Origin of the sequence: Methylobacterium sp. 13MFTsu3.1M2, assembly GCF_900112625.1 — a bacterium.
Lineage (GTDB): Bacteria > Pseudomonadota > Alphaproteobacteria > Rhizobiales > Beijerinckiaceae > Methylobacterium.
The window spans coordinates 134,215-147,549 of the sequence record NZ_FOMM01000020.1; the positions used below are offsets into that span (position 1 = coordinate 134,215).

Consider the following 13,335-nt stretch of genomic DNA (forward strand, 5'->3'; position numbering starts at 1 on the left):
ATGTCCGGCGCCCTGATCCGGCCCGACGCGACCCTCGAGGACATCGGCGGCGCGGTCGCGGAGATCCCGCTGACGCATCCCGGTAATCGGCGCTGGTGGATCGCCTTCGCGGGGGCCGCCTCGCTCCTCGGCCTGTTCGTCCTCACCCTCGGCTACCTGCTCTACGCCGGCCCCGGCATCTGGGCGAACAACAACGCCGTCGTCTGGGCGCTGGACATCGCGAGCTACGATTGGTGGATCGGCGTCGCCTCCGGCAGCCTGCTGGTCTCGGCGATCCTGCTCCTGCTCGGCGCGGAGTGGCGCGGGGCGGTGAACCGCGTCGCCGAGACCCTGGCGCTGCTCGCCACCGCGGCCGCCGGCCTCTACCCGATCATCCATCTCGGGCGGCCCTGGTTCTTCTTCTGGAACCTGCCCTACCCCAACACCTACGATCTCTGGCCGCAGTTCCGCTCGCCGCTCCTGTGGGACGCGATCGACATCGTGTCGTTCCTGGTGATCTGCGTCAGCCTCTGGTTCATCGGCCTGCTGCCGGACCTCGCGACGCTGCGCGACCGGGCCCACGTCGAGGCGCTCCGCCAGTTCGACGCGAAGGCGCCGACCCGCAAGCTCGCCCTCCTGCGCGCGCAGGTCTACGGCATCCTCGCCTCGGGCTGGCGCGGCTCGGCGGCCCACTGGCAGATCTGGGTCCAGGCCTACCGGACGGTGGCGCTCCTCGGCGTGCTGCTGGTGGTCTCGGTCCAGACCGGGGCCTCGGTCATGCTGGCGGGCTCGCTGATGCCCGGCTGGCACAGCACGCTGCTGCCGGTGAGCTTCCTGGTCAACGCGGTCTATTCGGGCGTCGGCGTCACGGCGGTGACCGTGATGCTGATCCGCCTCGTCTACGGCCTCGACGCCCTGGTGACGGACCGCCATCTCGACGTCCTCGGGCGGCTGCTGCTCTGCCTCGGCTGCGCCAGCGCCTACTGCTACGCGGCCGAGTACTTCGACACCTTCCTCAACGGCGACGCCGAGGGGCGCGGCGTCCTGGTCCGGCGCATGACCGGCGACCACGCCCTGGTGTCCTGGACGGCGGTCCTGTGCCTCGTCCTGCCCGCGCAGATCCTGTGGTCGGCCCGCGCCCGCACGGCGCCGCCGGCGATCGCGGCGGTGGGGCTCCTCGTGGCGATCGGTGCCTACGCCGACCACGTCATGGTCCTGGTCGTCACCCTGACGCAGGACTTCCTGCCCTCCTCGAGGCTGCCCTACACGACCGACATCTGGGGCATCGCCACCTTCGCGGGCTCGATCGGGCTGTTCCTGACCCTGCTGCTCCTGTTCCTGCGCTACCTGCCGGCCGTCTCGATCGTCGAGAGCCGCCGCCTCGCCCTGACGGCGTCGCCGGCCGCGCAGGAGGCCGCCCGCGCGGCCGCGTCCGGGGCCACGGGTCGCCCCGAGGAGAACCCGGTCACCGCGCCCCTGTGGGGCGTGTCCGCGACCTTCGCGAGCCAGGGCGACCTCGCTGCCGCCCTCCAGGCGGTCTCCGGGATCGGCCCGGACCACGTCCATCTCGACGGGCACGGACCGGTGCCGATGCCCCGCACCCTGCGGCCCCTGGGCCTGGAGGGGCGCTCGATCCTGCCCTACGCCCTGGCAGGCGCCCTGCTCGGCGGCTTCGGCTTCTTCGCGCTGTGCATCTACGCCACGGCCTACGACTACGTGTTCCTGATCGGCGGCCGCCCGCGCCTGTCCTGGCCGTCCTTCGTGGTCCCGAGCGTCTCCTTCGCGATGATGGCCGGTTGCGTGGCGATCCACCTCGCGCTCCTCGTGCTCAACCGCCTGCCGCGCCTGAACCACCCGGCCTTCAACATCCCGGGCTTCCTGCGCGCCTCGGAGGACCGGTTCTTCCTCTCCGCTGAGGCGCGGGGCGACCGGTTCGACGCGGGCCGGATCGAGCGGCGGCTCGCGGCGCTGCCGGCCGAGGCCGGGCGCCCCCTCGAGATCCGGCGGATCCCGCGATGAGGCGCGTCGTCCGCCGCACCGCCCGCCGCGCCGGGCCGCGCGCCCTCCTCGCCTGCCTGGCCCTCGCGCAGCTCGCCGCCTGCGGCGAGGCCGACATGGCCGATCAGGCGCGGGCCAAGACCTGGGACAAGAACCCGTTCTTCCCCCGCGAGATCACGATGCGCCAGCCGGTGGCCGGCACCGTGCCGCGGATCGATCCGGCCCGCGCGGCGCCGCAGCCGCAGGCGATCAGCCGGGCGCTGCTCGACCAGGGCCGTGAGCGCTACGGCGTGTTCTGCACCCCCTGCCACGGGCAGGACGGCCGCGGCGCCGGGATGATCGTGGCCCGGGGCTTCCCGTCCGCCGGCGACCTCACCGCCGGGCCGGTGCGCGCGGCCTCCGCGTCCGACCTCTACGACGCCATCTCGAACGGCCGGAAGGCGATGTTCGGCATGGCCCAGATGATCCCCTCCGCCGACCGCTGGGCGATCGTCGCCTACGTCCGCGCCCTTCAGCTCAGCCAGGACGCCCCGGTGGCGAGCCTGCCCGAGGCGGATCGCGCGCGGCTGGAGGCGACGCGGTGAGGCGCCCCGCCCTTCTCGGCCTCGCCGGCCTCGTCCTCCTGGCCGTCTGCCTGATCGCGGGCGGTTGGCGCGGAGCCGCAGCCTCGTATCTCGCGGCGTGGCTGGTCCTCCTCGCCCTACCGGTCGGCGCCCTGCCGGTGGTCATCGTGGCCGAGCGCTTCGGCAAGCGGGTCCGCGAGCGCGGCGGCATCGAAATGCTGGCGGGCCTGCGCCGGCTGACGGCGCTGATGCCGGTCGCGGCCGTGCTGGCGCTGCCGCTGCTGGCCGCCGCGCCCCTGCTCTATCCGTGGGTGAGCGCCCCGGCGCGCACGCCACTGGCCGCCCTGTGGTTCACGGTGCCGTTCTTCGCGGTCCGGGTCATCGCCTACCTCGCGGCCTGGACCTGGCTGGCGCTGCGCTTCGCCAGACCGTTCGACGCGCCCGGCGAGGGGCGGACCGTGCCGGCGGTGGGGCTGCACGCGGTCATCGGCACGCTGTTCGTCACCGACGTCGTCGCCTCCCTGGATCCGCGGCTCGACTCCACCCTCCTGGGTCTCCTGGTGATGACGGCGTGGAGCGGCCTCGCCTTCGCGGCGGCGATCCTGCTGGCCTGGGAGGAGCCGGAGCCCGTGGGACGCGGCCGCACGGCCCCCGGCCGGGGCCGGCTCGTCCCCCTCGTCGTGCTCCTCGGCCTCTGGGCCTACATGCACTTCGTGCAGTTCCTGATCGTCTGGTCGGCCAACCTGCCGCCCGAGGTGGCGTGGTACCTCGCCCGCGGCGGCTGGGTCGGGCGGGCGCTGGCAATCGTGGCCGGCGCGGTCGTGGTCCTGGCCGGGCTCGCGACCCTGCGGCCGGGCCGCCCGACCACCCGGATCCTGGCCGGCGCGGCGCTCGCCGTCCACGCCCTGGAGATGTTCTGGCTGATCACCCCGGCGGTGCGCGACCGCTTCGTCCTCCGGCCGAGCGACGTGCTGGCCGCCGGCGCCGTGGCCTGCCTCGCGGCCGCTTTGCGCCCGCTGATGCGTCCGCGCGCAGACCGCGCGGCCGCGACCGCCCGCCGCGCCGGGAGGCCGGCATGAGCGCGGACGGACCCACCGGCCTGATCCCGGCGATCCTCGCGGGGCTGACCCTGCGCGGCAGCGACCTCCTGAACGGGCGGCCGCCGCGCCCGGCGGCCAACACGCAGCGCCATCCCGACGATCCCGGGCACGAGACGCGCGACGTCAACGTCCGCAACACCGTGCTGGTGATGGCAGGCCTCGCGCTCGCGGCGCTGGCGGTCGTCGGCGCGATGGTCTGGTTGATGGGCACCTTCGCGGCGAGCCAGCGCCGGGCGCTGCCCGCCCTGACGCCGCAGCAGACGACGCGGCTGGCGCCGCCGCCGCCGAACCTGCAGGCCGACCCCTACGCCGACCTGGACCGCGAGCGGGCCGAGGCCGCGGCGCGCCTCTCCGGCTACGGCTACCGGGACGAGGCCCACACCCGCGCCCGCATCCCGATCGGGCGCGCCATGGACCTGACCGTCGGCCGCTCCCTCGAACCGGCGGAGCCCGCTGCGCGATGACGCCGAGCCACGATTCCCTCCAGCTCTGGCCCGCCGCGGTCTCCGCCACGGCGATCGAGACCGATTGGCTGATCCTGGCCTTCACGGTGCTGACGCTGCTGCTGACCGTGCCGGTCTTCGTGGCGATCACCTACTTCGCCCTGCGCTACCGCGAGGGCTCCGAGGCGGACCGGAGCCCCTCGGGCATCCGGTCGAACCTCATCGAGATCAGCTGGATGCTGATCCCGTTCCTGCTGACGCTGATCTTCTTCGTCTGGGGCGCCCGGCTGTTCGTCGAGTCGAAGAACCCGCCCCCCGACGCCATGGTGGTCGAGGTGATCGGCCGGCAGTGGATGTGGAAGTTCCAGCACCCGACGGGCCAGTCCGAGATCAACAACCTGCACCTGCCGATCGGCCAGCCGATCCGGCTGCACATCATCAGCCAGGACGTGATCCACGCCCTCTACCTGCCGGCCGTGCGGATGCAGGTGGCGGCCCTGCCCGACCGCTACACCGACCTGTGGTTCAAGGCCGAGAAGACCGGCACCTACCATCTCTACTGCTCGGAATATTGCGGCACCGACCATTCCGTGATGGGCGGCGAGGTCACCTTCATGAATCCCGGCGACTACCAGGACTGGCTGACCCACGCCGGCGCGCAGCAGGGCAAGGTCGCGGCGGGCCGGGCGCTCTACGAGGCCTATGGCTGCGCCGGCTGCCACGACCCCGGTTCGTCCGTGAAGGCGCCGAGCCTCGCGGGCCTCTACGGCAGCCAAGTCAAGCTCGCGGACGGGCGCACCGTCACCGCCGACGACGCGTGGCTGCGCGAGAAGATCCTGAACCCGAACGGTGACCGGCTCGCCGGCGGTGGCAAGCAGGTGATGCCGAGCTTTGCCGGCCGGATCCCGGCGGACGAGCTCGGCACGCTGATCGATTTCCTGAAATCCTACGCGGGTCCGGCCTCCGGCAAGGCCGCGGACGCGACGCTGCCGGGAGCGACACGATGAGCGCATCGGGCAGCGTCGGCGGCACCGCCCGCCGGGAACCCCACGCCCCGGAATCCACGATCGGGCGAAAATCCGACTACCTGCACGCGGAATCGACCCTGCGCTCGTGGTTCCTCACCACCGATCACAAGCGCATCGCGATCCTCTACCTCGCCTCGATCACCGGCTTCTTCGTGATCGGGGCCCTGGCGGCCGGCGTGGTGCGCCTCGCGCTCGTCGTGCCGAATGGCGCGATCATGACCAACGACACCTACAACAAGGCCTTCACCATCCACGGGGTGGTGATGGTCTGGTTCTTCCTGATCCCGTCGATCCCCGCGACCTTCGGCAACTTCCTGATCCCGCTGATGATCGGGGCCAAGGACCTCGCCTTCCCGAAGCTCAACCTGACGAGCTGGTACGTGTTCATGGCCGGCGCCCTGTTCACCCTGGTCTCGGTGGTGCTCGGCGGCGTCGACACCGGCTGGACCTTCTACGCGCCGCTCTCCACCGCCTTCTCGAACACCTGGGTGCTGCCGGCGCTGATCGGCGTCACGATCGTGGGCTTCTCGTCGATCCTGACCGGGCTCAATTTCGTCGTCACGATCCACACCATGCGGGCGCCCGGCATGACGTGGTTCAAGCTGCCGATCTTCGTCTGGTCGCACTACGCCACCAGCCTGATCTTCCTGCTCGCCACCCCCGTCATAACCACCGCGCTGATCCTGCTGATCGCGGAGCGTGCCTTCCACATCGGCGTGTTCGACCCGGCCTACGGCGGCGACCCGGTGCTGTTCCAGCACCTGTTCTGGTTCTACTCGCACCCGGCCGTCTACATCATGGTCCTGCCCGGCATGGGGGTGATCTCCGAGATCGTCCCGGCCTTCGCGCAGAAGAAGCTGTTCGGCTACCGCTTCGTCGCCTACGCCTCGATCGGGCTGGCCTCGGTGACCTTCTTCGTGTGGGGCCACCACATGTTCGTCAACGGCCAGAGCGACCTGGCCTCGCTGGTGTTCTCCGCCCTGTCCTTCGCGGTGGCGGTGCCCTCGGCCGTGAAGGTCTACAACTGGACGGCCACGATCCATAAGGGGGCGCTCCGGCTCGACACGCCGATGCTCTACGCGATGGGCTATATCGGCCTGTTCGTGCTCGGCGGGCTCACCGGGCTCTACCTCGCGACGCTCGCCATCAATCAGCACATCCACGCGACCTACTTCGTGGTCGCGCACTTCCACTACATCATGGTCGGCGGCACGGTGCTGGCCTTCCTCGGCGGGCTGCATTTCTGGTGGCCGAAATTCACCGGCCGGATGTACAGCGAGCCCTGGGGGCGGGTCTCGGCGCTGCTGATCTTCCTCGGCTTCAACGTGACCTTCTTCCCGCAGTTCATCCTCGGCTATCTGGGGATGCCGCGGCGCTACGCGACCTACCCGGCCGAGTTCCAGCTCCTCAACGTCCTGTCCTCGGCCGGCGCCACGATCCTGGCGGCGGGCTACCTCTTCCCGATGCTCTACCTCGTCTACTCCCTCTGGTTCGGGCGGAAGGCGCCCGCCAACCCGTGGAACGCGAAGGGGCTCGAGTGGGAGACGTCGTCCCCGCCGCCGACGCACAATTTCCTGTCCCCGCCGGAGGTGCCGCGCATCCCCTACGACTACCCGATCCAGGCCCAGGAAGCCCGGGACCAGCACGGATGAGCGAGCCCCTCGCCGACGGCGTCGGGGTCGCCCGCGCCCACCATTTCGAGAGCGTGGCGCAGCAGCGCGAGGCGGCGACGCTCGGCATCTGGGCTTGGCTGATCACCGAGTTGCTGCTGTTCGCGGCCCTGTTCCTGGTGGCGCTGATCACCCGGATCCAGCACCCCGAGGCGACGGTCGCGGCGGCCAAGCACCTGAAGTTCTGGATCGGGGCCACCAACACCGTGGTGCTGATCTGCTCCAGCCTGACCATGTCGATGGCGATCGAGTTCTCGCGCATGGGCTGGCAGCGCGCCATGGTCCGGGCGATGCTGGCGACCGCGGCTTTGGGCGGCCTGTTCCTCGTGCTCAAGGGCTACGAGTACTACGCCGACTGGGCCGAGCACATGATGCCGTTCCTCAGCGACCGGCCCTTCGCCCTCGCCGAGACGCCGGCGGCGCGGCTGTTCGTGAACCTCTACTACGTCGCGACGCTGCTCCACGCGCTGCACCTGTTCACCGGCATCGCGCTCCTGCTCGGCATGACGTGGATGGCCGCCAGGGCCGGGTTCCTCGCCCGGCACCAGAACTGGATCGAGGTCTACGGCCTGTACTGGCACTTCATCGATCTGGTCTGGATCCTCGCCTTCCCGATCCTCTACGTGGTGAACCGGTAGGATGCGGAACCCCCTCGCGACCCTGAGCGCCGACGACCGCGCCCTGCTCCGGAAGCGCCTGCGCACGCCCGTCCTCACCTTCCTGGCGCTGCTCGCCCTGCTCGCCGTCAACGTGACGCTGGGCGCCACCCTCCCCTTCGCGCAGGTCTGGATCGTGGAGCTCGCGGTCGTCGCCGTGATGGTGGCGCTGATCCTCCTCGTCTCCATGGAGGTGATCCACGAGCCGCCGCTGATCCGGCTGTTCTCGGGGCTCGGCTTCTTCTGGGTCGCCATCATGGTCGGCATGACGCTGACCGACTATCTCGCCCGCTGACCCGCGCGAAAGCCGTTGTCGGGACGGCCGAACGCTCCTAAACGGGGCCGCTTCCCCGCATGGCCCGGCTGAAAGACGATGTGCGAACTGCTCGGCATGAGCGCCAACGTGCCGACCGACATCCGCTTCTCCTTCGCGGGCCTCGCCCGGCGCGGCGGCGAGACCGGGCCGCACGCCGACGGCTGGGGTATCAGCTTCTACGACGGCCGCACCTGTCGCAGCTTCCACGAGCCGGAGCCCAGCGCCCGCTCGCAGCTCGCCCGGCTCCTGCGCGACATGCCGATCAAGAGCCGGATCGTGGTCGCCCATGTCCGCAAGGCCAATCGCGGCCGGGTCAGCCTGGAGAACACCCACCCGTTCTCCCGGGAATTGTGGGGCCGCCGCTGGACCTTCGCGCATAACGGTCAGCTCAAGGGCGTGAAGCGGCTGCCGCTGGGCGGCTTCATGCCGATCGGCTCCACCGACAGCGAGCACGCCTTCTGCTGGATGCTCGGCCGGCTCCAGGCCCGGTTCCGCGCCCTGCCCCGCCCCGAGACCCTCGACCGGGCGGTGGCCGACCTCGCGGGCGAGCTGCACGCGCTCGGCGTGTTCAACATGCTGCTCACCGACAGCCGCACCCTCTACGCCCATTGCGGCAAGCGCCTCTGCTACCTCACCCGCTGCGCCCCCTTCGGGAAGGCCACCCTGATCGACGAGGACTGGCAGGTGGATTTCGCCCAGGAGACCACCGAGCACGACGTGGTGACGGTCATCGCCACGCAGGCGCTGACCCGGGACGAGTGCTGGACCGATCTCGCCCGCGGCGACGTCCTGACCCTGCGCGACGGGGCGATCCGGCTGTTGAGACCGGCCAACTTAGCTTAAGTGTGTTTTGCCCGAGGGTGCATGGCCGCGGCCGATGCGCTAGAATCCCGGTAACAGGAGCGCATCGGCCGGACCTCACCACCGGTTCGAGCCGGCAAGCGCTCCGCCTCGACCCGCTCGGGACCACAGGTCGAGCCACGATGAGTTGACGAGCGCGATACGCATGACCCGCGACGACACCGACACCGTCCTGTCCCAGGAGGACGGGACTCGGGATGGCCGCCCGAACCTGGCGCCCGGCATCCGCACGCATCTCGGGGAGCACCTGCGCACGGTCTACGACCGGATCGGCGAGGAGACGCTGCCGTCCCGCTTCGCCGAGCTGATCGAGAAGCTCGAGGCGGCGCTGCGCGCCCGGGGCGAGGCGATCGAGCCCGAATTCCGCAACGGCCTGCTCGCGGCCGTGCCGTCGCTGCGCGCCTTCGCGCTGTCGCTGACCTCGAACCCGGCCCGCTCGGACGACCTCGTCCAGGACACCCTGCTGAAGGGCTGGCAGCACCGCGCCCGGTTCCAGCCGGGGACGAACCTGAACGCGTGGCTGTTCACGATCCTGCGCAACATCTTCTACTCGGACCATCGCAAGCGGGTCCGCGAGGTCGAGGACCAGGACGGGTCCTACGCGGCCCGGCTCGCCACCGCGCCGCACCAGGGCGACAGGCTCGACGTCGAGGATCTGCAATCGGCGCTCGCCAAGCTGCCGCCGGACCAGCGCGAGGCGCTGGTGCTGGTCGGCGCCGAGGGCGTCTCCTACGAGGAGGCCGCGACGATCATGGGCTGCAAGGTCGGCACCGTGAAGAGCCGCGTCAGCCGCGCCCGCGGCCGCCTCGCGGAACTCCTGGGCTACGACGAGGAGGATCTCGGCTCCGACCGGTTCATCCAGTCGGCGATGCCCAAGGACGCGTAGGCGCCCGGGCCGCCGCGGGCCGGCGCTCCACAAAAAAAGATGCATCCGATTCCGGGGATCGGGCGTTACCGGCCCGAGCTTCGCTGCGCCCGCGCGGCGAAACACCACGGAACGGAGACGCACCGCATGACCTTCAAGACCCTCATCGCCGCCTCGGCCCTCGCCCTCTCGCTGCCGCTGGCCGCCCAGGCCCAGGGCACCATCCCGGGCGCCGAGCGCGGCGCGGCCGCGGGTGCCGACGCGGCCGGCCCGATCGGCGGCATCGTCGGCGGCGCGGTCGGCGCGGCCACCGGCACGGTGGGCGGCATCCTCGGCGTCGACATGGCCCCGCGCTTCCGCAGCTACGTCCGCGAGCGCAACGTCCGCTCGTACGACTACGACGGCCGCGTCGCCGTCGGCACCACCCTGCCGAACTCGGGCGTGACCTACTACGACGTGCCGAGCGAGTACCGCGTGCAGCCGGGCTACCGCTACACCGTGGTGAACGACCGCCCGGTGCTGGTCGACCGCGGTCACCGCATCGTCGAGGTCATCGACTAAGACCCTGGGCCGGTCTCGTGCCGGCCCGAACGCCCCCGGAGCTTGGCTCCGGGGGCATTCCCGCAGACGCGGCCGCCGGCGCAACGCTTCATCCGTCCGGCCGTTGACGACGGTTCGACCCGTGAGGCGACCATGAGCGACACTCCCACCGATCCGAAATCCACCCTGCCGGAACCGGTGCGCGACCATCTCGGCCAGCAGCTGCGCAGCGTCCTGCCGGTCGGGACCGACAAGCCGCGCTTCCTGGGCGACGACCCGGTGCCCGACGCGTTCGAGCCGCAGATCCGCAGGCTCGAGACCCGCCTGAAGACCCACGAGGAGGGCACCGGCGCCGTCGGGCAGGCCCTCGACCAGATCCTCGACGCCTTCGGGGTGAAGCCGTCGGACGACGACACGCGCGCGGGCTGAGCCGTCAGACGCGCGGCTTCGTCGCCAGCAGGTCGCGGATCTCGGAGAGCAGCTTCACGTCCGCCGGCACCTCGTCGGGCTTCTTGACCTCGGCGTGCTGCAGACGGTTCATCGCGCGGATCACCAGGAACAGCACGAAGGCGACGATGGCGAAGTTGAGCGTCAGCGTCAGGAACTGGCCGTAGCCGAGAACGGCGCCCTGCTTCTTCGCGTCCACGTAGGGCAGGCCGGCCTGCACCTTGGACGAGAGCGGGATGTAGTAGTTCGAGAAATCGAGCCCGCCCGTGATCGCGCCGATCACCGGCATGAAGATGTCCTGCACGGCCGAATTGACGATGGCCCCGAAGGCCGCGCCGATGATCACGCCGACCGCGAGATCGACCACGTTCCCGCGCAGCGCGAACTTCTTGAATTCCTCGAGCATCTCCGGAACCCCCTCCACGAACGCTGCCAAGGTAGGGGAGAATCCCGCGGCGGCCAGCGCCCGGTCCGGCTAGACGGCCGGCGGCCGCGCCTCCGCACCGCTCTCGGGCTGCGCATCCGCCCCGGCCGCGGGCCGCTCCCCGGCCGGGAGCGCCGGCTCCGCCTTGAGCCGCCGGCGATACTGGGCGGCGACGACCGGGATGGTCAGCAGGTAGCCGCCGCTCACCGCCACGAGCGCCTCGAACGGGTAACTGATCAGGATGCCGAAGGCCGCGACGCCGAACAGGAAGATCGGCAGGACGAGGCTGCGCGGTACCCGCTTGCCCATGGTCTTGCCCGAGTAGGTCGGGACCGTGGAGACCACCAGGAGGGCGATGCACAGCACGTAGATCAGGACCGCCGGCGCGGCCCAGGTCTCGATGCCGAAGCCCAGGAAGTGCAGGTAGAGCGGCAGCATCGCGGTGAGCGCCCCCGCCGGGGCCGGCATGCCGACGAAGAAGTCCTTCTTCCATTCCGGCCGGTTCGGGTCGTCCAGCATCGCGTTGAAGCGGGCGAGGCGCAGCGCCATGGCGATGGCGAAGATCAGCGCCACGATCCAGCCCACCGACTTCAGGTGGAACAGCACGAAGCCGTAGAGGATCAGGGCCGGGGCGCAGCCGAAATTCACGAAGTCGGCGAGCGAATCGAGCTCGGCGCCGAAGCGCGACGTGCCCTTGAGCAGCCGCGCCACCCGCCCGTCGATGCCGTCGAGCACGCCGGCCACCACCACGGCGATGACCGCGGGCTCGAACTTGCCCTCGAAGGCGAGCCGGATCGCCGTCAGCCCGAGGCAGAGCGCCATCAGGGTGATCATGTTGGGCGCGATCATCCGGAACGGCACCGGCTTGAACCGGCGCGGCCGCGGCTCGTTCGGGTCGGGCGCGAAGGGCGGGAAGAGATCGTCCATGGCCGCCTCAGATCCGCTTGAACAGCCGCTCCGGGCCGCCGCCGAGATCGGCCAGCACCGTCTCGCCGGCCACCGCCTTCTGGCCGAGGCCGACCAGCACGGTCGAGCCGGCCGGCAGGTACACGTCCACCCGCGAGCCGAAGCGGATCAGGCCGAACCGCTCGCCGACGCCGAGCACGTCGCCCGCCGCGACGAAGCCGACGATGCGCCGGGCCACGAGGCCGGCGATCTGCACCACGCCGACCCGCTTCGGCTGGCCGGCATGGGTCGTCTCGATGACCATGCCGTTGCGCTCGTTGTCGTCGCTGGCCTTGTCGAGCTCGGCGTTGAGGAACAGGCCCGGCGTGTAGTGGATCTGGCCGATCCGGCCCGCCACCGGCACCCGGTTCACGTGGCAGTCGAACACGTTCATGAACACCGAGACGCGCAGGGTCGGCACCTGCGGCAGGTCGAGCTCGGGCGGCGGCAGGACGGTGGCGATGAGGTTCACGCGGCCGTCGGCGGGCGAGATCACGAGCCCGTCCGCCACCGGGGTGACGCGCTCCGGATCGCGGAAGAAGTAGCAGACCCAGAGGGTGAGGATCAGGAAGATCCAGCCGAAGAACTGGGAGAAGTAGCCGGCCAGCACCGTCAGCACGATGCCGATCAGGATGAAGGGATAGCCCTCCTTGTGGATCGGCACGAGCGTCCGGCGGATCGTCTCGATCAGGTCGGTCATGGGCTCTTCGGACTCGAGGATGTCGCGGGCGGGCGGACGTGTCGGACGGGCGGATGGCAGTCCGCCGGGCCGCCGTCAACTTTCCAGGGGTCGCGGGTCACCGCGGGCCTGGGCGCCCGCTCCGGCCGGGGGGCGCTCCTGCGCCGATTCGGGCGCGAAACGCCGAGGCTCGCGGACACGCGTGATCGTCCCCGCGCGCGGTGTGGCGCCGGGGGCATGGCCCGGGAGGCGAGCACGAGGGACGCGGGACGCCGCGGGAACCCAGGTGTCGGCCAAGTACGCGCGGGATCCGATCCCCGCGGCGCCCCGCGGCATCGACCGGGCATGGTCCCCGGTCGGTGCCGTCTGTCTCGTCGCGGCGTCTCCGACGTCTCGGTCCTGCGACTCCCCGTGAGCGGTCTCGGGCGAGGTGCAGGCACGCCGTACTCGCACGCCGTGCCCGCACCTCCGGAACCCGCATCGGCGCCGTGGCCTTCCAGCCGTCCCCCGCCTCGTAGTGGGCGGGTCCGCAGGTCGCTCAGGGTCGGCCCAGAGGCGGGTCGGCGCGGGGGCATTTCCTCACCCCGCCGGGCAGAGTGCCGCCCGGTCTCACGCCCGCATCCGAGGCACGCCCCGCACCGGTCCGTCGCCCGGGGCGATGGCGGCTGAGAGCCACCGACGCGGGCGCCGCCCCGTCCCCGGACCCGCACGGTCAGCCACCGGGCGGGCCCCCGAAGGACGGCCCGGGATCGCTCCCGGGCCGCCGCGGACAGGTGCGGTCAGGAAGCACAAAATAGGAACATTGTCAAGGCAAACTGAGC

At 71.2% G+C, this 13,335-nt stretch carries 15 protein-coding genes; 12 read left to right on the forward strand and 3 right to left on the reverse strand.

Annotated elements, in window-relative coordinates; all coding sequences use genetic code 11:
• From BM314_RS20485 to BM314_RS20540, 12 genes are all read left to right on the forward strand, one after another.
• Positions 1-1,998: a DUF3341 domain-containing protein gene (locus BM314_RS20485; protein WP_091979872.1), complete on the forward strand. Its 1,998-nt coding sequence runs from the start codon at positions 1-3 to the stop codon at positions 1,996-1,998.
• Positions 1,995-2,561, forward strand: coding sequence for a c-type cytochrome (locus BM314_RS20490; RefSeq protein ID WP_091979874.1), 567 nt, complete (start codon positions 1,995-1,997; stop codon positions 2,559-2,561). The genes BM314_RS20485 and BM314_RS20490 overlap by 4 nt, the downstream gene beginning before the upstream one ends.
• Positions 2,558-3,619, forward strand: a complete 1,062-nt coding sequence (locus BM314_RS20495; protein ID WP_091979876.1) for a hypothetical protein — start codon at positions 2,558-2,560, stop codon at positions 3,617-3,619. The genes BM314_RS20490 and BM314_RS20495 overlap by 4 nt, the downstream gene beginning before the upstream one ends.
• A complete protein-coding gene (locus tag BM314_RS20500; protein WP_091979878.1) occupies positions 3,616-4,104 on the forward strand; it encodes a hypothetical protein in 489 nt (162 codons plus the stop codon). The genes BM314_RS20495 and BM314_RS20500 overlap by 4 nt, the downstream gene beginning before the upstream one ends.
• Entirely contained in the window at positions 4,101-5,090 is a 990-nt protein-coding gene (gene coxB, locus BM314_RS20505) for a cytochrome c oxidase subunit II (protein WP_020092378.1), read from the forward strand. Before BM314_RS20500 ends, coxB begins: the two co-directional genes overlap by 4 nt.
• Positions 5,087-6,763: a cytochrome c oxidase subunit I gene (locus BM314_RS20510; protein ID WP_056523416.1), complete on the forward strand. Its 1,677-nt coding sequence runs from the start codon at positions 5,087-5,089 to the stop codon at positions 6,761-6,763. The genes coxB and BM314_RS20510 overlap by 4 nt, the downstream gene beginning before the upstream one ends.
• On the forward strand, positions 6,760-7,419 hold the full coding sequence (locus tag BM314_RS20515; protein WP_056523414.1) for a cytochrome c oxidase subunit 3: 660 nt from the start codon (positions 6,760-6,762) through the stop codon (positions 7,417-7,419). The genes BM314_RS20510 and BM314_RS20515 overlap by 4 nt, the downstream gene beginning before the upstream one ends.
• 1 nt (position 7,420) lies before the next feature.
• Complete coding sequence (locus BM314_RS20520) at positions 7,421-7,732, forward strand: hypothetical protein (protein ID WP_020092375.1); 312 nt, start codon at positions 7,421-7,423, stop codon at positions 7,730-7,732.
• A 78-nt stretch (positions 7,733-7,810) separates the two neighbouring features.
• A complete protein-coding gene (locus BM314_RS20525; protein WP_020092374.1) occupies positions 7,811-8,596 on the forward strand; it encodes a class II glutamine amidotransferase in 786 nt (261 codons plus the stop codon).
• 163 nt (positions 8,597-8,759) lie between these two features.
• Complete coding sequence (locus BM314_RS20530; RefSeq protein ID WP_020092373.1) at positions 8,760-9,500, forward strand: NepR family anti-sigma factor; 741 nt, start codon at positions 8,760-8,762, stop codon at positions 9,498-9,500.
• A gap of 126 nt (positions 9,501-9,626) precedes the next feature.
• Complete coding sequence (locus BM314_RS20535) at positions 9,627-10,040, forward strand: DUF1236 domain-containing protein (RefSeq protein ID WP_020092372.1); 414 nt, start codon at positions 9,627-9,629, stop codon at positions 10,038-10,040.
• A gap of 132 nt (positions 10,041-10,172) precedes the next feature.
• A complete protein-coding gene (locus BM314_RS20540; protein ID WP_020092371.1) occupies positions 10,173-10,448 on the forward strand; it encodes a hypothetical protein in 276 nt (91 codons plus the stop codon).
• A gap of 4 nt (positions 10,449-10,452) precedes the next feature.
• Here BM314_RS20540 and mscL read toward each other — a convergent pair whose 3' ends face one another.
• From mscL to BM314_RS20555, 3 genes are all read right to left on the reverse strand, one after another.
• Positions 10,453-10,872, reverse strand: coding sequence for a large conductance mechanosensitive channel protein MscL (mscL, locus tag BM314_RS20545; RefSeq protein ID WP_020092370.1), 420 nt, complete (start codon positions 10,870-10,872; stop codon positions 10,453-10,455).
• Between the two features lie 69 nt (positions 10,873-10,941).
• The gene (locus BM314_RS20550) at positions 10,942-11,817 is read right to left on the reverse strand and encodes a CDP-alcohol phosphatidyltransferase family protein (protein WP_020092369.1); all 876 of its coding nucleotides are present in this window, start codon (positions 11,815-11,817) and stop codon (positions 10,942-10,944) included.
• 7 nt (positions 11,818-11,824) lie between these two features.
• Positions 11,825-12,535: a phosphatidylserine decarboxylase gene (locus tag BM314_RS20555; RefSeq protein WP_020092368.1), complete on the reverse strand. Its 711-nt coding sequence runs from the start codon at positions 12,533-12,535 to the stop codon at positions 11,825-11,827.
• Positions 12,536-13,335 lie beyond the last annotated feature (800 nt).